20 protein-coding genes are annotated in these 19,117 nt (G+C 68.2%); 8 read left to right on the top strand and 12 right to left on the bottom strand.

Going from position 1 to position 19,117, the window contains the following annotated elements; all coding sequences use genetic code 11:
- Positions 1–38 precede the first annotated feature (38 nt).
- The 3 genes from A9310_RS18560 to A9310_RS18550 form a co-directional block, all read right to left on the bottom strand.
- Positions 39–254, bottom strand: a complete 216-nt coding sequence (locus A9310_RS18560) for a biotin/lipoyl-binding carrier protein (RefSeq protein ID WP_055475555.1) — start codon at positions 252–254, stop codon at positions 39–41.
- A 413-nt stretch (positions 255–667) separates the two neighbouring features.
- Positions 668–955 (bottom strand): mycothiol system anti-sigma-R factor, encoded by a 288-nt coding sequence (rsrA, locus tag A9310_RS18555; protein WP_055475556.1) that lies wholly within the window; start codon positions 953–955, stop codon positions 668–670.
- Complete coding sequence (locus A9310_RS18550; protein ID WP_065631871.1) at positions 952–1,761, bottom strand: sigma-70 family RNA polymerase sigma factor; 810 nt, start codon at positions 1,759–1,761, stop codon at positions 952–954. Before A9310_RS18550 ends, rsrA begins: the two co-directional genes overlap by 4 nt.
- 177 nt (positions 1,762–1,938) lie before the next feature.
- Here A9310_RS18550 and ybaK point away from each other — a divergent pair, with 177 nt between their 5' ends.
- Together ybaK and A9310_RS18540 are read left to right on the top strand one after the other, a co-directional pair.
- Entirely contained in the window at positions 1,939–2,436 is a 498-nt protein-coding gene (gene ybaK, locus A9310_RS18545; RefSeq protein WP_058251905.1) for a Cys-tRNA(Pro) deacylase, read from the top strand.
- A 64-nt stretch (positions 2,437–2,500) separates the two neighbouring features.
- Entirely contained in the window at positions 2,501–3,277 is a 777-nt protein-coding gene (locus tag A9310_RS18540) for an SOS response-associated peptidase (RefSeq protein ID WP_058252015.1), read from the top strand.
- 102 nt (positions 3,278–3,379) lie between these two features.
- Here the strand turns inward: A9310_RS18540 and A9310_RS18535 are convergent, their stop codons facing one another.
- Positions 3,380–4,861: an NAD(P)/FAD-dependent oxidoreductase gene (locus A9310_RS18535; protein ID WP_058251906.1), complete on the bottom strand. Its 1,482-nt coding sequence runs from the start codon at positions 4,859–4,861 to the stop codon at positions 3,380–3,382.
- Positions 4,862–4,979: 118 nt separating this feature from the next.
- Between A9310_RS18535 and A9310_RS18530 the strand changes: the two genes are divergently transcribed.
- Positions 4,980–6,197 (top strand): MFS transporter, encoded by a 1,218-nt coding sequence (locus A9310_RS18530; protein ID WP_058251907.1) that lies wholly within the window; start codon positions 4,980–4,982, stop codon positions 6,195–6,197.
- Here A9310_RS18530 and malQ read toward each other — a convergent pair.
- From malQ to A9310_RS18500, 6 genes are all read right to left on the bottom strand, one after another.
- Positions 6,169–8,301: a 4-alpha-glucanotransferase gene (gene malQ, locus A9310_RS18525; protein WP_058251908.1), complete on the bottom strand. Its 2,133-nt coding sequence runs from the start codon at positions 8,299–8,301 to the stop codon at positions 6,169–6,171. The two genes, A9310_RS18530 and malQ, sit on opposite strands and share 29 nt — an antisense overlap.
- 79 nt (positions 8,302–8,380) lie before the next feature.
- On the bottom strand, positions 8,381–9,787 hold the full coding sequence (locus tag A9310_RS18520) for an FAD-binding oxidoreductase (protein ID WP_083207442.1): 1,407 nt from the start codon (positions 9,785–9,787) through the stop codon (positions 8,381–8,383).
- Complete coding sequence (locus A9310_RS18515) at positions 9,768–10,421, bottom strand: SDR family oxidoreductase (protein ID WP_165629752.1); 654 nt, start codon at positions 10,419–10,421, stop codon at positions 9,768–9,770. The genes A9310_RS18520 and A9310_RS18515 overlap by 20 nt, the downstream gene beginning before the upstream one ends.
- 168 nt (positions 10,422–10,589) lie before the next feature.
- Positions 10,590–10,865 carry a GlsB/YeaQ/YmgE family stress response membrane protein gene (locus A9310_RS18510; protein WP_004023462.1) on the bottom strand — a complete coding sequence of 92 codons (276 nt, stop codon included), beginning with the start codon at positions 10,863–10,865 and terminating at the stop codon, positions 10,590–10,592.
- Between the two features lie 180 nt (positions 10,866–11,045).
- Complete coding sequence (locus A9310_RS18505) at positions 11,046–11,489, bottom strand: lipoprotein LpqH (protein ID WP_058251911.1); 444 nt, start codon at positions 11,487–11,489, stop codon at positions 11,046–11,048.
- A 56-nt stretch (positions 11,490–11,545) separates the two neighbouring features.
- Positions 11,546–12,496, bottom strand: coding sequence for a ParA family protein (locus tag A9310_RS18500; RefSeq protein ID WP_058251912.1), 951 nt, complete (start codon positions 12,494–12,496; stop codon positions 11,546–11,548).
- A gap of 374 nt (positions 12,497–12,870) precedes the next feature.
- On the opposite strand from A9310_RS18500, the gene A9310_RS18495 reads away from it, so the two are divergent.
- The 4 genes from A9310_RS18495 (at position 12,871) to A9310_RS18480 (ending at position 17,043) form a co-directional block, all read left to right on the top strand.
- Positions 12,871–13,512, top strand: a complete 642-nt coding sequence (locus A9310_RS18495) for a hypothetical protein (protein ID WP_065631902.1) — start codon at positions 12,871–12,873, stop codon at positions 13,510–13,512.
- 84 nt (positions 13,513–13,596) lie between these two features.
- Positions 13,597–15,432, top strand: coding sequence for a hypothetical protein (locus A9310_RS18490; protein ID WP_065631870.1), 1,836 nt, complete (start codon positions 13,597–13,599; stop codon positions 15,430–15,432).
- Complete coding sequence (locus A9310_RS18485) at positions 15,429–15,719, top strand: hypothetical protein (RefSeq protein ID WP_065631869.1); 291 nt, start codon at positions 15,429–15,431, stop codon at positions 15,717–15,719. Before A9310_RS18490 ends, A9310_RS18485 begins: the two co-directional genes overlap by 4 nt.
- Positions 15,694–17,043, top strand: coding sequence for a hypothetical protein (locus A9310_RS18480; protein ID WP_065631868.1), 1,350 nt, complete (start codon positions 15,694–15,696; stop codon positions 17,041–17,043). The genes A9310_RS18485 and A9310_RS18480 overlap by 26 nt, the downstream gene beginning before the upstream one ends.
- A 7-nt stretch (positions 17,044–17,050) precedes the next feature.
- Here A9310_RS18480 and A9310_RS18475 read toward each other — a convergent pair whose 3' ends face one another.
- Positions 17,051–17,251, bottom strand: coding sequence for a hypothetical protein (locus A9310_RS18475; protein ID WP_058251916.1), 201 nt, complete (start codon positions 17,249–17,251; stop codon positions 17,051–17,053).
- 101 nt (positions 17,252–17,352) lie between these two features.
- A complete protein-coding gene (locus A9310_RS18470; protein ID WP_058251917.1) occupies positions 17,353–17,826 on the bottom strand; it encodes an NUDIX domain-containing protein in 474 nt (157 codons plus the stop codon).
- Between the two features lie 83 nt (positions 17,827–17,909).
- Between A9310_RS18470 and A9310_RS18465 the strand changes: the two genes are divergently transcribed.
- Positions 17,910–19,106 carry a pyridoxal phosphate-dependent aminotransferase gene (locus A9310_RS18465; protein ID WP_065631867.1) on the top strand — a complete coding sequence of 399 codons (1,197 nt, stop codon included), beginning with the start codon at positions 17,910–17,912 and terminating at the stop codon, positions 19,104–19,106.
- Positions 19,107–19,117 lie beyond the last annotated feature (11 nt).

Below are 19,117 nucleotides of genomic sequence, written 5' to 3'. Positions count from 1 at the left end.
GGACACGGGGGCGACGACGGGCCGGGGCCGGTTCACTACTACTCGTAGACGGCGATCACATCGCCGGCCTGGATGACGTCGCCGACCTCGACCTTGACCTCGGCGAGCGTGCCCGGCTCCTCGGCCAGCACGGGGATCTCCATCTTCATCGACTCCAGCAGGACCAGGGTGTCGCCGACCTCGATCTGCTCCCCCGCGGCGACGCGCACCTCGAGGACACTCGCGACGATCTCTGCCACAACGTCTTCTGCCATGCACCCAAATTAGCCCACGGCGTCGTACCCGGAGGTCCCGGTGCCGGGGGCGTCAGCAGAGGTGTTTTTGGTACGTGGGAGAATCCCTGAGACACTGTGATGTCCCGATCACCAGGGATGTCTTCCCCGGATGACACCAGGGATGTCCTCCCCGGCCGATGCCAGGGTTGTCTCAGCACAGCTGAACCAGTACACGGCGGGCCCGGTCCCACGGCGCCCGCCCCGCAATGAAGGAGATGCGTCATGGGAAAGCGCGGACGCAAGAAGCGTGCTCGTAAGAAGAACGCTGCCAACCACGGCAAGCGCCCCAACGCCTGATCACCGCACCACGCGGTCTCGGCGAGCGAGCAAGCCAAAAAGCCCGGTACGGCCTTCACAGGCCGCCCGGGCTTTTTGGTGTGTTCTCGACGCGATCAGCGATCGGATTCGGAGACCTCGTGCACGATCACGGTCTTGCGGATCTCGATGCGCAGACGGTCGCGCAGGCTCTGCGGTGCCTGGTCGCCGCCGCACTTCCGGTTGACGAGCGCCTTGAGCTGCTGCTCGATGCCGTAGTGCGCCAGGCACGACGGGCAGGAGTCGAGATGGCCCTGGAGTCGTTCCCGGGCGTTCTGGTCGCACTCGTTGTCCAGCAGGAGCCAGACATCGGCGATGACGGCCGAGCAGTCGAGCTGGGTCAGCTCCGGATCGACGTCGCTCATCGCGCCACCTCCGCATCCGCCGCCGCACGTGCGGAACGATTGAACCCGCGCTCACGCGCGACGTCGGCCAGCAGCTCACGCAGCTGACGGCGACCGCGGTGCAGTCGGGACATGACGGTACCGATCGGGGTGTCCATGATCTCGGCGATCTCCTTGTACGGCAGGCCTTCCACATCGGCGTAGTAGACGGCCATCCGGAAGTCTTCCGGCAGATCCTGCAGCGCGGCCTTGATCTCGTCGTCGGGGAGGGCGTCGAGCGCCTCGATCTCCGCCGACCGCAACCCCTGCGAGGTGTGTTCGGCGGTCGCCGCGATCTGCCAGTCGGTGATCTCGTCGGTCGGGTACTGCGCGGGCTGACGCTGCTTCTTGCGGTAGCCGTTGATGTAGGTGTTGGTGAGAATCCGGTAGAGCCAGGCCTTGAGGTTGGTGCCCTCCCGGAACGACGCGAACGCGGTGAACGCCTTGATGTAGGTCTCCTGGACCAGGTCCTCGGCGTCGGCGGGATTGCGGGTCATCCGCAGCGCGGCACCGTACATCTGGTCGAGCAGCGGCAGCGCGTCACGCTCGAACCGCTCGGTCAGCTGTTCCGGCGACTCGTTCGGATCGGCCCGGCGAGGCGCCTTGGCGCTCCCGGTACGGCCGGAATCGGGTGACTCTGTGTCGGATGCTTCTGTGTCGGACACTACGATCCCTTCGATGGGAGGCATCACGGAGATGTTGTCGATCAAGCTTACCGACCCGTCCCCCACCGAGAGAGGCCTCGGTTCGACGCGCTGCGGGAGCTCCATCACGGCCGCTGTGCTCATATGCCTCTGACCTCCTTCGTGTCCGTCTTCATACGTCCGTTGTCCGATCAGTCCCAACAGAGCGCACCGCGCGGTTTGTTCCCGGCCCGCCCCCGCGATCGTCTCGGCGCGGATCACCGCGGCCTCGTGCGCACGCGCTCAGCCGCGACCCCGCTCACGACCAGGAGGTAACCGACCATGGCGTCCACCCCGGCGATCGCCGCGCTCGAACGCGCCCGGATCGACCACTCGGTGCACCGGTACGCGCACGACCCCCGATCGGAGGCCTACGGCGCGGAGGCGGTCGCCGCTCTCGCCGAAACCCTCGGTGTCCGTGCCGAGCAGATCTTCAAGACGCTGGTCATCGAACTATCCGGCGGGGACCGGCCCGGCCTGGCGGTGGCGGTGGTCCCGGTGCCGGCCAAGCTGTCGCTCAAATCGGCGGCCGCCGCACTCGGCGCGTCGAAGGCGAAGATGGCCGACGCCAAGGCGGTCACCCGGACCACCGGCTACGTTCTCGGCGGCGTGTCCCCGGTCGGCCAGCGGACCCGGTTGCCGACCGTCGTCGACTCGTCGGCCACGCGCTTCGACCGGGTGCTGTGCAGCGCCGGCAAGCGCGGGCTCGAGATCGAGCTGGCCCCGGCCGATCTGGTGTCCGTCACCGAGGCCGTCGTCGCCGACATCGCCGTCGCCTGATCGTCGGTCATCGGAACGGGCACTCATCACGAGGCCGGGCCACCATTAGGGCAGCATGGACACCATGTGCGGACGCTATGCGGTGACCACCGACCCGGCGAAGCTGGCAGCCGAGATCGATGCGGTCAACGAGGTACCCGAGCCGGCGGGTGCGGACTCCACCGATCTCGATGCGGCGCCCCGGTCACCGGGCGTGAACTACAACGTCGCGCCGACCACGACCGTGATGACCGTCGTCAAGCGACACTCGCCCGACGATCCCGACGACGATCCGCTGCTCCGCGTCCGCGCGATGCGCTGGGGGCTGGTGCCGCCGTGGGCGAAGGAGGTCGGGAAGGGGCCGCTGCTGTTCAACGCGCGCGCCGAGAGCGCCGCGGAGAAGAGTTCGTTCCGTTCGTCGGTCAAGTCGCGGCGTTGCCTCGTGCCGATGGACGGCTGGTACGAGTGGAAGAAGGGTCCGGCCGACAGCAAGGGCAAACCCACCAAGATCCCGTTCTTCATGTCGCCGCAGGACGGGACCCGGCTCTTCATGGCCGGGTTGTGGTCGGTCTGGCACCCCAAGACCGACCCCGAGTCGTCCGAGAAGGCCGCCCAGCCACTGCTCAGTTGTTCCATCCTCACCACCGACGCGGTCGGGGAGCTGCGCGACGTCCACGACCGGATGCCGCTGATCATGCCGTACGAACACTGGAATGCCTGGCTCGACCCGGACGGCCGGGCACCCGATGAGCTGTTCGCCCCACCCGCCGAGTCGCTGGTCGATGCGATCGCGATCCGCGAGGTCGCCCCGCTGGTCAACCGCGTCGCCAACAACGGGCCGGAGTTGCTGAACCCTTCGTGACGCGCCCTCCGCAAGCTCCGGGCGCTCCTCAGGGAGCAAGGGGTGAGGGCGGGCCCGCCGCAAACTCCGGGCGCTCCTCAGGGAGCTGTCGGAGAGGAGCGCTCAGCTGAACTCGTAGTCGCGCAACGGGAACGAGTCCATCTCGCGGAGAGTCCGCAGCGTCGAGGCCGGGCGGAGCAGCGTCGCCTCGCCGTGCTGGTTGAAGTAGTAACTGCGTGACGTCGCGCAGTCCCCGTTGTAGAACACCGAGGACTGCAGACGATCGGTCACCTCGTCGAGGAAGGCGTCGTTGGCCTCCTCGGTCACCTCGAACGTCCGTTGCCCGCGGCGGCGCAGTTCTCCGAAGAGGCGGGCGATGTGCTTCATCTGCCCTTCGATGGTCGTGAAGTACGACAGGCCGCTGTAGGAGTAAGGACTGTTGAGGGACAACAGGTTCGGGAACTTCGGGACGGTGACGCCCTCGTAGGCCTGGAAGCGGTTCTCGCGCCAGAACTCGCCGAGGTTGCGCCCGTCCCGGCCGACGATGTCGAAGGCCGGGAAGTTGGTGTCCCAGAGGTTGAACCCGGTGGCGAGAACGAGGGTGTCGATCTCGGTCCGGGTGCCGTCCGCGGCGAGGATCGCATCGGCTTCGAGGCGGGCGATGCCACTGGTCTGCAGGCTCACGTTCGGCTGGGCGAAGCTGGCGAAGTAGGTGTTGGAGAAGGTGGGGCGTTTGCAGCCAAAGTCGTAGTCCGGGGTGAGCTTCCGCCGTAGTTCCGGGTCGGCGATCTGGCGCCGCAGGTGCGCCTGGGCCAGTCGGGCGGCGAGTTTGTTGCCGGGCTTCACCTGCTTGTAGTGCAGGACGCCGAACACCATCAGCAGTTCGAGAAGCGACGAGTTCACCAGTCGCGCAGCACGCTGGGTGAGCGGGAACCGGCCGAACAGTTGCTGGACGAGCGACGGGATCGCGAAGTCGATCTTGGGCACCACCCAGATCGCGGTGCGCTGGAAGACGGTCAGGGCCTCGGCGCGGGCGGCGATCTCGGGGATGAGCTGCACCGCGGTCGCGCCGGTACCGATCACGGCGACCTTCTTACCGGTGAAGTCGAACCCGTCCTGCCAGTCCGCGGTGTGCAGGATCGTGCCCGCGAAGTTCTTGATGCCCGGGAACTCCGGGACGTGCGGCTGGGACAGGAACCCGGTCGCGGTCACCAGATAACGCGCCGTGCGTTCGGTGCCGGATGCGGTGCGGACGCGCCACAGCTGCTCGTCGGGGTCCCAGGTCGCGGACTCGACGACCGTTCCGAATTCCATGTGCCGCTTGAGGTCGTACTTGTCGGCGACGTGGTGGGCGTAACGCTTCAGCTCTGCTCCGGGGGCGAACAGCCGGGACCAGTACGGGTTGGGCTCGAAGGAATAGGAGTAGGTGACCGACGCGATGTCGACGGCGAGTCCCGGGTAGTGGTTCACGTGCCACGTCCCGCCCAGGTCGTCCTCCCGCTCGAGGATCGCGATGTTGTCCAAGCCCTGTCGCTTCAGTTCGATCGCGGCACCCATCCCGCCGAAGCCGGCACCCACGATCACGACGTCGAGTTCTGGTTGCATCCGACACCCCCTCGTCGCTCACCCTTAATTACCGTTACCGACAGTTACCGTAACCCAGCACACAGCCGGGAGACCAGGGCCGGACCCTCCCGGACGCGGCGGTAGCGTGTCAGCTGCCATGTCTGACCGTTCGCATACCCCCGCCTCCCCTGCGCCGACCGGCGCATCCTTCGCCGCGGCGGTCTACGCCTTCGCCGTGATCATGCTGGGCACCACGCTGCCCACACCGCTCTACGCGATCTACGGCGAGGAACTCGATTTCGGCGTGACCACCACGACCGTGATCTTTGCCGTGTACGCGGCCGGCGTCATCGCCGCGCTGATCGGCTTCGGACGCTGGTCCGACGTCATCGGCCGGCGCAAGATGCTCATCGCCGGCGCGATCCTGTCGGCGGTCAGCGCCGTCGTCTTCCTCACGGCCGGCCCGGTCTGGCAGTTGCTGCTGGGCCGGGTGCTGTCGGGTCTGTCCGCGGGCATCTACGCCGGCGCCGCCACCACCGCGGTCATCGAACTGGCCCCCGCGTCGTGGCGGGGACGCGCCCCGGCCGTGGCGACCGCGGCCAACATCGGCGGCCTGGGCCTCGGACCGCTGATCGCCGGAGTCCTCGCCGAGTACGCCCCGTCCCCGCTGCACACCCCGTTCGTACTCGATCTGGCGCTACTGGTCCTGGTCTTCCTCGGCATCTGGCGGCTGCCCGAGACGGTGGACGTCGTCCCCGGCGCCCGGCTGAGCATCCAGCGGCTGTCGGTCCCGGCCGACATCCGCGGCGTCTTCGTCCGGGCGTCGATCGCCGCATTCGCCGGATTCGCGGTGATGGGCACCTTCACCGGCGTGATGCCGTCCTTCGTCACGAACATCCTCGGCATCGACGACCACGCGTTCACCGGTTTCCTGGTGTTCGTCCTGTTCGCGTCCTCGGCGGTCACCCAGATCGTCGTGCGCCGGATGCCGACCGAACCGGCCCTGATCGCCGGCTGCGCCATCCTCATCCTCGGGACCGGCCTGTCGATCCTGGGACTGGTCGCCGCATCGACCCCGGCGTTGCTGGGCGGAGCGGTGATCTGCGGTGTGGGGCAGGGCATGTCGTTCAGCAAGGGACTGGCGTCGGTGGTCGCGGCGACCCCGGCGGGACGCAAGGCCGAGGTCACCTCGACCTACTTCGTCGTCGCCTACGTCGCGATCTCGATCCCGATCGTCGGCCAGGGAATCACCGCGCAGCACTGGGGTCTCCGGCCCGCCGGGATCGCCTTCAACATCGGGGTCGCTCTGCTGGCCCTCATCGCACTCGTACTGACCATCGTCTCGGTCAGGAACCTGGCACGCCCGACTCGTTGAGCACCGACACGAGGCGGCGGAAGCGCACGCTGCTGACGAGGTCCTCGACGAGCACGACGTCGCCCTCCGAATTGGCCAGCGGGACACACCAGTTCGGGTACTGACTGCTGTCGGTGCCCGGCTGGTTCTGGATTCGTCGCTCCCCCACCGCATCCACCAGGGCGACGCTCAGCAGTACCGACGGGCTGTGGGCGATCACGGCGTAGAGAGCGTCGACGACCTTCGGGTCGGTCAGCGGGGTGTCCCGGGACAGCAGGCCGCGTTCGTAGGCGAGTTCGAGGACGGCGTCGCGTTCACGTGCATCGCGCGCCCGCTCCGCGTCCTCCCCGGAGGCGAGCAGGCCCAGCCGCGATCGCAGCGTGATGTGGTCGCCCGCCAGATATCCCACGGTCGGGGGCAGATCGTGGGTCGTCACCGAGGTCAGACACAGCTCGCGGTAGTCCTCGGGCGGGGTCGCGGCGTCGGGCCCCTGTTCGAACCACAGGATCGACGTGCCGAGGATTCCGCGTTCGCGGAGTGAGTCCTGCACCGACGGTTCGAACACCCCGAGATCCTCGCCGACGACCACCGCGTCGGCGCGGTGCGCCTCGAGCGCCAGGATGCCGATCAGCGCCTCGCTGTCGTAGTGCACATAGGTGCCCTGGGCCGGGCTGCTGCCGTCGGGTATCCACCAGAGCCGGAACAATCCCAGGATGTGATCGACGCGCACACCGCCCGCGTGTCGGAGGACGGTGCGGATCATGTCGCGGTAGGGCTCGTAACCGGCCTCGGCGAGGCGTCGTGGATGCCACGGCGGTTGGTCCCAGTCCTGGCCCTGCTGGTTGAAACCGTCGGGCGGCGCCCCCACCGTCGCACCGGAGGCGAGCACGTCACCGAGGGCCCATGCATCGGCGCTGTGCCGAGCGACCCCGACCGCGAGATCGGCCATCACACCGATCTCCATGCCGGCCGATCGCGCCGCGTGCGCGGCGGTGGCCAGTTGCTCGTCGCAGATCCACTGCAGCCACATGTGGAAGTCGATGCGCCGGGCCATCTTTCGACGCTTCTTCTTCATGTACGCGGGGTCTGCGAACTTGCCCTGCCAGCGCGGGTCGTCGGCGTCGTACCGCTCGGCCAGCGCGCACCACGTCGCGAAACGCTTGAGGCCCTTCCCCTCCCGGCGCCGGAATGCGCGGTAGGCGTGCGCACGAGCCGGGGCGAGCGGGACGCCGTAGATGAGTTCGAGTGCTTCCAGCTTGGCGCGGAATGCCTTGTTGCGCCGGATCTTGTCGGTCGCGGTGTTCTCGTCGAGGAAGCTGCGCTTCAACGCCTTGACCCACTTGCGCTGCGACTTCGACAGCCCGTCCAGCTCGGGGATGTCGGTGATCCGGATGTAGAGCGGGTTGACGAATCGTCTCGTCACCGGCAGGTACGGCGACGCCTCGATCGGCGCTTTCGGCTGGGCGGCGTGAAGTGGATTGACCTGGACGAAGTCGGCGCCGTACGCACTGGCGGCCACCTCGCAGATCCCGGCGAGATCGGCGAAGTCGCCCACGCCCCACGAGTCAGCCGATCGGATCGAGTACAGCTGCGCCGCGAGTCCCCATCGCTTCCGGCCGATCAGCCGGTCGGCGGTGTGCAGTCGGCGCGGCGTCACGATCAGGGGCGCGCTCGAGGCCGATGAATCGTCGAGATCGAGCGCCTTGATCTGGTGATATCCGGTGGGGAGGTCGTCGGGCACCGCGAACGTCGCACGGCCGATCAGCACGCCGTCGACCTCGCGCGGCTCGACCCAGACATCGAGTTGGGGGGCCGCGACGTCGTCACCGGTTTCGCTGACCACCCACACCTTCACCAGGTGCCCGTGCGGAACATGCACGGCGAACGTGGCTCCCGAGCCCTCGGTCACGACGGTCACGGCCGGGACGAACTCACGCCACGGTTGTTCGTCGATCTCGCGAATCGAGTTCTCGATCTCCTCGGGCGAACCCGCGGGGACGTCTAGCGCCCGGAGCACCGCGACCAATGTGTCCGGATCCACCTCGTGCCGCTCGTCACCCCAGCCGACATAGCTGGAAGCGACGCCGTAGCGATCCGCCAGTGCGGTCAACCCATCGAGGTTCACATCAGCCACCCGTGCATGATCGCAGGATTTCCGTGCGCCCGCCGCCCGCGCCGCCCGGTTCGGTCCACCGGTACGGTCCTCACGGAAAGATCACCCCCGGGTTCAGGGTTCCCCGCGGGTCCAGCGCGTCCTTGATCGCGCGCATGGTCGCAAGGTCGGTGGCGTCACGGCCGAGGTGCGTCCAGGCCGACTTCGCGCGGCCGATACCGTGCTCGGCACTGATGCTCCCGCCGTTGGCGGCCACGATCCCGAACACGTGGTCGGTGACCGCGCCGGCCTGCGCCGGCGGGACGTCGAGCAGGTTGACGTGGATGTTGCCGTCACCCACGTGTCCGAAAAGAATAGGGCGACAGGGAAATTCGTTTTCGGAACCCACACGGGACAGTTCGGCGAATGCCTCGGGCAGTGCCCGGATCGGAACCGAGATGTCGAGCTTGACGACCGGTGTCGCGCTCGACCGGGCGATGGCCTCGGTGTGGCCCTCGCGACCGGACCACAGGGCGCAAGCCGGCGCCGGCGCGAGCACGGCGTCGATGATCCCGGTGGCATCACCGAAGAGCTCCGCGGTGGCGGTCTCGATGTCCCCGGTCCCCGACACCTCGAGAAGGACATAGAACGGTCCCGGCGTCGTCGTCGGGCGCCGGTGGCCGTACTCGGCGACGAGCGCAACCCCGGCCTCGGTCATCAGTTCGGCGGCCTCGACGGTCAGTCCCGCCGCCGACGCGGCGCCGATCAGCCCGATGGCGTTCTCGACGCGCTCGATCGAGGCGACCGCGACGGTCGCGGCCGAGGGCGGCGCGACGAGTCGGAACAGGACCCGGGTGATCACCGCGAGGGTTCCCTCGCTACCGGCCAGGAGGGCTGGAAGGTCGTATCCCACATTGTCTTTGACGAGGGATGTCCACCGGCGGAGCACGCGGCCGTCGGCCAGGACGGCCTCGATCCCCGCGATCTGCGACCTCGCGTTGCCCCGCCGGATCATCCGCGTCCCACCGGCATTGGTCGACACGACCCCGCCCGCGGTCGCGCTCTGGCGGGAGGCGAGGTCGATACCGAACGACAGGCCGTGCGCCGCGGCGCGGAGGTCGATGGATTCGACGGTCGCGCCGGCCTGGGCGCCGACACAACGACCGACGGTGTCCACCTCGTCGATGTCGGTCATCCGCACCGTCGACAGCACGATCCAGCGCTCGCCGACGGCGGCGGCCGGTGGCACCGAGCCGCCGACGAGTCCGGTGTTGCCGCCCTGCGCGCAGACCCGGATGCCCGACCGGTCGCATTCGGTGAGCACGCGCGAGACCTCGTCGGTGGTGCGGGGCCGGACCACCGCCTCCGCCGCTCCGCGATACCGCCCGGTCCAGTCGGTCAGGAACCCTGCCGTGGCGTCCGGGTCGGTGAGGACATGCGCGTCGCCGACGATCGCGCGACAAGCCGCGATAACGGCGGCAAGAGGGGAATCCGGCTCCTCAGGACCGTGGGAAGGCATCGAGGATCGGGGTGTCGCCGTCGTTGAACTCGATCACCTCGTGCACCGCCGCCGGATGGTCGAGAACGGCCGCCGCGACCTGGGCGACGTTGTCCCGGCTGACCTGGTCACCCTCGACCCGGTCGCCGCCGAGCGTGATGCTGCCGGTGCCGTTCTCGTCGGTCAGCTTGCTGGGTCCGAGGATCGTCCAGTCGAGTTCCGTGGACTTCAGGTACGTGTCCGCAGCCGCCTTGGCCTCGGCGTAGGCGTGGAAAGAGTTGTCCTCGGGCACACCGTGATCGGGTCCGGCGCCGAAGTAGGACACCATCACGTACCTGCGGACTCCGGCCCGCACGGCGGCGTCCATGGACCGGATCGCGGCATCGCGGTCCACGGCGTACGTCCGCTTCGGATCGCCGCCGCCGGCCCCCGCGGTCCACACCACCGCGTCGTGGCCGGAGATCGCGGTGGCGATGCCGGTGGTGTCGAGGGTCTCGACGTCGGCGACCACGGGAACGGCCCCGGTGTCCGCGACGTCTTCGGCGTGTTCGGGATTGCGGATGATCGAGGTCACCTCGTCGCCGCGTTCCGACAGAATCCGCGCCAGCCGCAGCGCTATCTTGCCGTGTCCGCCGATGATCGCCACTCGAGTCACTGGATGCTCACTTTCGGTTGCTCACTTGTGCGGTCGCCACTCTCGTACCCAATCCAACGTACGCACATGCGCGCACCGGACACGGCCGAGACACGACTCCGCCCCGGCCCGACGTTCGATGCGAACGTCGAGCCGGGGCGGAGTTGAGTCGGACGAATCCGGTGGACCTCAGACGCGGGTACGACCGCGGCCGGTCACCAGCTTCACGAGGAACAGCAGGATGCATGCGCCCGCCAGGCAGGTGATGAAGCTGAAGATCCAGCCCCCGCCCTCGACGTCGACGCCGAACAACGTCAGCAGCCAGCCGCCGAGAAGGCCGCCGATGACACCGACGACGATGTTGAGGATGATGCCCTGCTGCGCATCTGTCTTCATGATCTTGCTGGCGATCCAGCCGGCCAGGCCGCCGATGATGATCCACGCGATGATGCCAATTCCCAGCATGTCTGCCTCCTATGGTCGTCGTGATCCGTTGTGCAAATCGTTAGAGATCGCGAAGACCTCTCGAATCGCTACAAATCGGAACGTACCCAGACTGACAGAGCGTCAAACAGTGTCCGCGGAAAATGTGTACACATCGAGACCGGACCGGTCACCGGACCGAGACCAAGCGGGGAAACGGGATCAGGGGCAGGTCACCTTGATCTCGTAGGACTTGGTCACGGGCTCGGTCGGATTGGCGGGATCGATCCCGGATGCGTCACCGGTGACCGTGTAGGTGTCCCCGTCCTTGGTGACCTCGCCGCTGCCGCCGCCGGCACCCTTCTGATAGGCCAGCACCACACCGTCGAGCGAGCCCAGCCCCACGGACTCCACCTCGGGCGAGTCACCCGACGTCAGGACGACGCCGATACCCGAGCCCCCACCCGATCCGATCCCGATGGTCACCTTGCCCGCGGCGTCGGTGCACCCGACCGTCTTGTCCGCCAGTTCCAGTTCCTGACCGTCGACGGTCACGGTGGCCTCCGCGTCGGTGCCACCCGACGCCGAGTCATCGGAACCGCACGCCGTGAGGGCGACGGCCAGTGCTGCGGCGCCGAGAACCGAGGTGATGTGCACTTTGCGCATGATGGGAGCTCCTGAGGAGTCGAACGAGGCGCCACCGGTCGGCGGCTGAGACGAACTTAGACGCCTGAGCTGCGGTTCGGCGTCGGTCGATCGAATGGGCCGCGGGAACTCGGAACCGCCCCCGAGAGTTCGGCCCGAGCGAGTTCGGCCCGAGCGAGTTTGGCGTCGGCCTCGACCATCACGGCGCGGGTCAGATCGCGGAACTGTTCGTAGTGGCCGTGGTAGCCGTACTTCGCATGCAGGCTCGGCCAGGTTGCGAAGTCGGCGGCGGCACCGATCGCGTTGCCCTCGTGCAGATAGGTCGGGAGGACGTTCTGGATCGAGGTGTCCCGTCTCAGTCGTCGCACCGTGTCCTGATGGAGGGTCGACGCCGCCCGGTACTTGGTGATCACGACCCCCAATTCGACGATTTCTCGCCCCAATTCGGTGCCGAAATCGGCGACCTGACGCTGGATGTGCGGAATCGCATATGTGGACAGGACATCCGGGATGGTCGGGATCAGATATGCGGCGGCCATCGCCAGCCCGTTGAGGCTGAACGGTCCGACGTTGGGCGGGCAGTCGACGAGAATGTAGTCGTATTGCCCGGCGATCGGGGCCAACGCGTTCGTCAGGACCTCGACGGCCGCCAGATGGTCGTCCGCAGCAACCCGGTGAGCACTGAGCTCCTCGGCCAGTTCGATCAGGTCCAGGGACGACGGCAGCAGGTCGATCCCGGTGAGCCCGGCGACGGTCGAGACATCGCGCTGCACGCTGCCCTCGAGGTCGAACGATTCCGTACCGTCGAGCAGGTCGGTGAAGAGTGTCGCGACGGTGTGCCGCCGGGCGTTGCACGTCAGCCAGTGTTCCTGCCCGATCATCATCGTCGTCAGGTTGGTCTGGGCGTCCAGGTCGACGAGCAGCACCTTCTTGCCGAAGACGCCGGCGAGGAAGTCGGCGAGGCCTCCCGTGAGCGTGGTTTTCCCGACCCCGCCCTTGAGACTGATGGTCGCGATCACCGTCGGCATGGCGTCCCCGGTCTGTTCGGTCGCCCTGCTGTTCGGGCGTCCTGCGTCGCGAGTAGATTACCGAGCCGACGCGTAGGCCACCGGGTGTTCGGTGGCGCCGCGACGGCCGCCCGGCCCCTCGAACCTGCGAATCCGACGCCGAATGTCTTTTCCACCCTCATTCTGCGGGCATTACCCATATCTGTAAGAATGACCGGGTCGAGCATTGACCGGATATTTCTGTCGATTCGGTCGTGTGATTCAGAGTCAGGTGAGAACGACTTGACAATCGTTGACGAGAATCGAACGGGATGCGAAATCCCGCATATTTTCGACGACCGTGCGACTTGCTTTTTCCTGGTCGGTACTGAAAACCCATGTGGAAGGACACCCGTATGAGCAACCGAGTCCGGACAGCCACCGTCGGCCTGGCGGTGTGCGCCGCAGCGGCATTCGGAGCCGCCCTCGCGCCCGTCGCCACCGCAGCGCCGAGCGATGTGACCGCGACACCCTCGGTGTCCGGCAACACCGTCACCCTGACGGTGACGAACAACGCCGCGAAGCGCATCGGCTGCGAGATCGTCGGCGTCCCGGCCGGCGGAGCCCCGACCAATGTCGTCTTCGGATACCAGACACCGGAGGAGCTCGGTGCGCTCATCTCCCCCGGCTCGTCGAAGTCGTTGCCGCTGCGAATCTCTCAGGGCACGCCGCCGACACCCAGTGGGACGACGACGATCCCGGACGGCAGGTACGACATCTACTGGGGATGCACCACGATCACGCTGCCACCGGGCACCGGGGCAGCCGAGGAGTTCTGGGGCACCAACCCACCGGTGACAGGGACGACCCCGACGGTCGCCGCACCGCTGCGGGTAACCGTGCCGGGCGGAGCGGCAACGGCACCGGCCCCGGAATCGGAGACCCCGGCGGCGCCCGGATTGCCGAGCATCCCGGGCCTGCCCGACATCCCCGGACTCCCGGGGATCGAGCTGCCGGAGGAGATCTGCACGACGTCGTCGTGCGTCCCCGTCGGATGAGCTGAGCGGGCCGTTCACCGCGCGTGATCGCCGTTTTGCCCAATGCACTCCCGGGACCCGGGTGCGGTTGTGCATACTTCGACCATGTCAACAAGCGATGTCACGCGCGTCCATCTCGCCGCCGAGGGTGGTGGAGCGGCACTCGACCAGGTCTTCCTGATGTCGGCGGTGGCGGCCGTCGTGTCGGTCGGACTGCTCTGGATCGGTTATCTGCATCGCACGCGCAAGATCACGTGGCTGACCACGCTGTCCGAATGGGCCGCGCGCCGGGTGAACCGCCCACCGTGGGCGGCGCTGCCGATCTTCCTGTTCACCAGCACGATCATCTGCGCGCTGTTCGGCTTCCTCTGGGACGTGAGCCTGCACATCGGCGACGGTCGCGACGAGGGGCCGCTGGCGAACCCGGCGCACTACTTCATCCTGGTAGGCCTGTTCCTGCTGTTCATCTCCGGCATGCTGTCGGTGTTCCTCCCCTTCGACAAGCCCGGCCGCTCGGCGATCCGGATCACGCGTCACTGGTACGCACCGGTGGGCGGAATCCTGTTGGCAGGCTGCGGTTTCTACGCACTGCTGGGGTTCCCGCTCGACGACGTCTGGCATCGGATCTTCGGCCAGGACGTCACCCTCTGGGGCCCGACCCACCTGATGCTCATCGGCGGCGCGGGCCTGTCGCTCATCGCCGTCGTGATCCTCGATCGTGAGGGCCGGGCCGCCATGGGTCCCGACGCCCCGGACGACGGCCGGAGCCAGTGGCTCGTGCGCTGCCTGGCCTTCGGCGGGCTCGTGATCGGCATGTCGGTGTTCCAGATCGAGTACGACTTCGGCGTCGAGCAGTTCCGGCTCGTGCTGCAGCCGATGATGATCGCCGGGGCCGGGGCGTTCGCCCTCGTCGCCGCGCGGATCTGTCTCGGGCCGGGCGCCGCGCTCGTCGCGGCCGTCTTCGCGATCCTGCTGCGTGGTGTCGTCGCGGTCGTCGTGGGTCCGGCGCTGGGTGCGCCGATCAACGTCTTCCCGCTCTACCTGGGCGCGGCCGTGGTCATCGAACTGCTCGCGCTGACCCCGCTGCTCAAGCGCCGCGTGCTCTTCGGCGCGGTGGCCGGGCTCGGAGTCGCGACCCTCGGCCTCTGGATCGAATCCTGGTGGATCGCCGCGGCCTACCCCTTTCCGTGGGTCACCGGCATGTGGGGCGAGGCGTTGGCGATGGCGATCCCAGTGGGCATCGCGGCCGGTGTGTGCGGCGGGCTGCTGGGTCTCGTCAGCGTCGGCGAGCGGCTCCCGACCCGTTGGGTCAGCATCACCGCGGTCGTGCTCTCCGTCCTGGTGATCGGCGGGGCCGTTGCCAACGGTCTACGGGTCTCGGTGCCCGCGGATGTCACCGCGCGCGTCGTCCTCACCCCGGCCGGGCCGAACGAGGCTGCCGACGAGAACGTGACGGCCGAGGTCTTCCTCGACCCCGCCGACGCGCTCAGCGACGACCCAGAGTGGGTCACGCTGATGTCGTGGCAGGGCGGGATCGACAATGACCGCGGCATCGTCATCGACCGGCTGGAGCGCGTCGGCCCCAACCACTTCCGGTCCACCGAACCGATGCCGGTGTCGGGATCATGGAAGACCATCCTGCGCGTACAGGACGGCACCACGATGGCGGGCGTGCCGGTGTATCTGCCGGCCGACCCGGCGATCGGCGCGGAGGGCGAGCCGGCTCAGCTGACGTCGACGAAACCGTTCGTCGCGGAGATATCGATCCTGCAGCGCGAGCGCACCTTCGACTACCCGTCGTGGCTGTTCGGCGCCGCCTCCCTGGTGGTGCTCGTGTGTTCGCTGCTGCTCATCGCGGCGCTGTCGTGGGGAGCCGGCCGGGTGAACGCTCGGGAGGCGACATCGGGCGCGCGGGAGCCTGAACTCCAGCCGCAGCCGTGATCGCTCTCGCTGCCGACCCCGGCGTCCACCACCTGGCGACGCATCCGCTCGTACTGGCGCTGCCGGCCGTGATCCCCGCGTTCCTGGTGGTGGGCGTCATCGTCGCGATCGCGATCATCGACCGTCGACGCGGGGACGACGAGGACGACGAAGGCGACGCCGAAGACGTGGCGGGCCGCCAAGGCCAGGCCGGCCGCACTGCCGCCGAGCCGGCAGGCGGCGACCCCGATTCCACCGCTCCCCCGACCAGAGACGAGGCCGATGACCCCGCCCGCGAGGCCGACTGACGTTCTGCTCGCCCACGGACTGGGTGGTTCGGAGTACCTACCCGTCCCGCTGACCGCGGTGTTGATCGGCGGCGCCTGGGCGCTGACCATCTCGTTCGCGGTCATCGCGTTCGCTTGGCGTACACCACGATTCGGTCGGCCGGACGCCGGCCGAGAGCTCCCGAGATGGGTGACGGCGACCGTCGACAACCGTTGGGTGCGCGGCGTGATCAGCGGCGCCGCAGTGGTTCTCACCGCATGGCTGATCGTGGCCGCCGTCGGCCCCGACGACGACGAGAACCCCCTACCGGGTGCGTTCTATGTGCTGCTCTGGGTCGGCATGACCGTGCTGTCGGTGCTCCTCGGACCGGTGTGGCGACTGCTGTCCCCGGTCCGCACCCTGTTGCGGGCCGCCCGAGGTCTCGGCGGCCCGCGGGTCGTCGGCCTGCGGGAGTATCCGCGCCGGCTGGGCTGGTGGCCCGCGGCGTTCGGCCTGTTCGCCTTCGTCTGGCTCGAATTGGCGTCGCCCGACCCGAGTTCGGTGTCATCGGTGCGGATCTGGCTGCTCTGCTACCTGGTCATCACCCTCGTCGGTGGCGTGGTCTTCGGGTTGCGGTGGACCGCGGACGCCGACCCGTTCGCGGTGTACAGCACCGTGGCCTCGCGCCTGTCCCCGTTCGCGCGCAACAGCGCCGGCCGGGTGATCCTCCGTAGCCCGATGAACTCGCTGCCCACGCTCCCGGTGCTCCCGGGTACCGTCACCGTTCTCGCGATCCTGCTCGGCTCCACCGCGTTCGACAGCTTCTCGGCGATCGCGTTCTGGCAGGACCTCGTCGCCGACGGTGCCGGTGACAGCCGGGCGGCCGCCACCGTGTACTCGACCGCGGGCCTGTTGGTGTTCATCGGCGTCGTCGTGGTGACGTTCTGGACGGCCGCCCGCGCGGTCGGCGGTGTGCAACCGGACCTCCGGCGCCGCCTCCCCGGCCTGATGGCGCACTCGCTGGTCCCGATCGTGATCGGTTACATCCTCGCCCACTATCTGCAGTCACTCGTCGAACAGGGACAAGAAGCCGTCCTCGCGCTCGGCGATCCGCTGGGGATGGGATGGAATGTGTTGTGGCTCAGCGATGCTCATCCGGTGTACGTGATGAGTGACCACCCGACGGTCACGGTGACCCTGAAGGTGGCGTTCGTACTCGGCGGCCACCTGTTGGGGGTGGCCGCGGCGCACGACGCATCGTTGCGCCTCCTGCCCCGCCGGCATCAGTTGACCGGGCAGCTCACCATGATGGTGCTGATGGTCTTTTACACGTTCCTCGGGCTCTGGCTGCTGTTCGGCGGGTGACGCCCGGTCAGTAGGTGGTCGGGGGCGTGTTCTTCTTGTTCGAACGGAACAGCATGTAGCCGCCGTAGAGGGCGAGTGCGACGAGGGCGATCCAGAAGAGTCCCTCGAGTAGCGGGCCGAGGACGGCCAGTGCGATCAGCGCGACCGCGATGATGCCCAGAACCTTCCAGAAGGTCATGCCGGTGGTGTTGTTCGTCGATGTGGTCATGAGCCCAGTCTGCGCCCGCCGAAGCCGGAAAGCGATGCTCGGCGGCACTTCTGGGGCGAACTTCAGGGACTTCCCTGAGGGACCCCCTACCGCTGGAACCCCTACCGTCGGAACCACGCCTCGGCGTTGCCGGCCAGCGCCTTCTCGATCCGCAGTGCCGACGTGTCGGTCAGGTCGGACGGCAATGCGTCGGGCGCGAACCACGCGACGTCGGAGTTCTCGTCGTCGGCGGCCCGGGGATCGCCGTCGACGTGGCGCGCGAGGAAGCAGACGTCGAGATAGCGGGTCCGGTCGCCGTTCGGGTAGGTGATCAGCGGGGTGACGTCGATACTGGTCAGTCGGATGATCTCGGCGCTGACATCGGTTTCTTCGCGGACCTCGCGCAGGGCCGCCCGCGCCGGCTCCTCTCCCGGTTCGAGGACGCCGGACACGACGGCCCACTGTCCGTTGTCGACGCGGCGCGTGAGGAGCACCCGCCCGGCGTCGTCGCAGACGACGACGCTGACGCCGGACAACCAGAGTTCGCGGGTACCGACCTGGGCACGCAGATCGCGGATGAATTCGGGAATGGGCACCCCCACATCCTGCCTGCCGGTGCGTGTCGCCGCCGGAGAGGTGGGGTCGGGTGCCAGATATCCCGACGCGCACAATGTCACCCATGAGGATCTCCCGACGTGCCGAAGGGATCGCCCCGTTCCAGGCGATGGAGTTCGCGAAGCGCGCCGCCGAACTCGAGGCGGCTGGTCATTCCGTCGTCAAGCTGAACATCGGCGAACCCGATTTCGGGGCACCGCCGGCGGTCCTCGCCGCCGCCCGCGAGGCGACCGGCCGTCCCCTCGCCTACACCGGTGCCCTCGGCCTCCCGGAGTTGCGCGAGGCGATCGCAGACTTCTACGGCCACCATTTCGGGGCGTCGGTGGATCCCGCGCGGGTGGCGGTCACCGCCGGCGCGTCGGCGGCCCTCCTGATGGCCTGCGCGGCACTGATCGACCCGGGCGACGAGGTCCTCATCGGCGACCCGTCCTATCCGTGCAACCGCCAGTTCGCGCACGCCTTCGGCGCACAGGTCCGGCTCTTGCCGACCAGCCCCGCCAACCGGTTCCAGCTCACCGCCGCCGAAGTCGACGACGCGTGGACGGAATCGACCCGCGGCGTCATCGTGGCGACCCCGTCGAACCCGACCGGCACCTCGATGTCGGCTGAGGAACTCGTGACCATGTGCGAGCTCGCGGCGGCCCGGGACGGCTGGTCGATCGTCGACGAGATCTACCTCGGGCTGTCCGACCCCGGACCGGACGGTCGGCCGCCGCGCAGCGTCCTGGCCGCCGATTCGCCGGGCGTCGCGGAGACGGTGGTGATCAACAGCTTCTCCAAGTACTTCGGGATGACGGGTTGGCGGCTGGGATGGTGCATCGTGCCCGCGGAACTCGTGGGGGTGCTGGAGCGGCTGGCGCAGAACTTCTACGTGTGCCCGCCCACGCCGTCGCAGTACGCGGCGCTGGCCTGCTTCACGCCGGATTCCCTGGCGGTGGCCGAACAGAACCGTCGTGAGTTCGCGCGACGCCGGCAACTCGTCGTGGACGGGCTCGCGGACATCGGACTCGRCGTGCCGGTCATCCCCGACGGCGCGTTCTACGTCTACCTCGACGTCGGCTTCACGGGCCTGACGTCGGCCCAGTTCTGCGACCGGGCGCTCGCCGAAGCCCATGTCGCCCTGACCCCGGGCCACGACTTCGGGGTCGCGGGCGCGGACCGGTACGTCCGTCTGTCCTATGCCGCATCCACCGACGACCTCACCCTCGCCATCGACCGACTCCGGACGTTCGTCGGGGCCGGTCACGTTCCACTTCGATGAGGAGAGACCAT

The sequence above is a fragment of the Gordonia sp. UCD-TK1 genome (assembly GCF_001691435.1).
In the GTDB taxonomy this organism is placed as follows: Bacteria; Actinomycetota; Actinomycetes; order Mycobacteriales; family Mycobacteriaceae; genus Gordonia; species Gordonia hongkongensis.
Note: the sequence above shows the minus strand (reverse complement) of the source record. Positions and strands in the feature narration are given on the sequence as shown.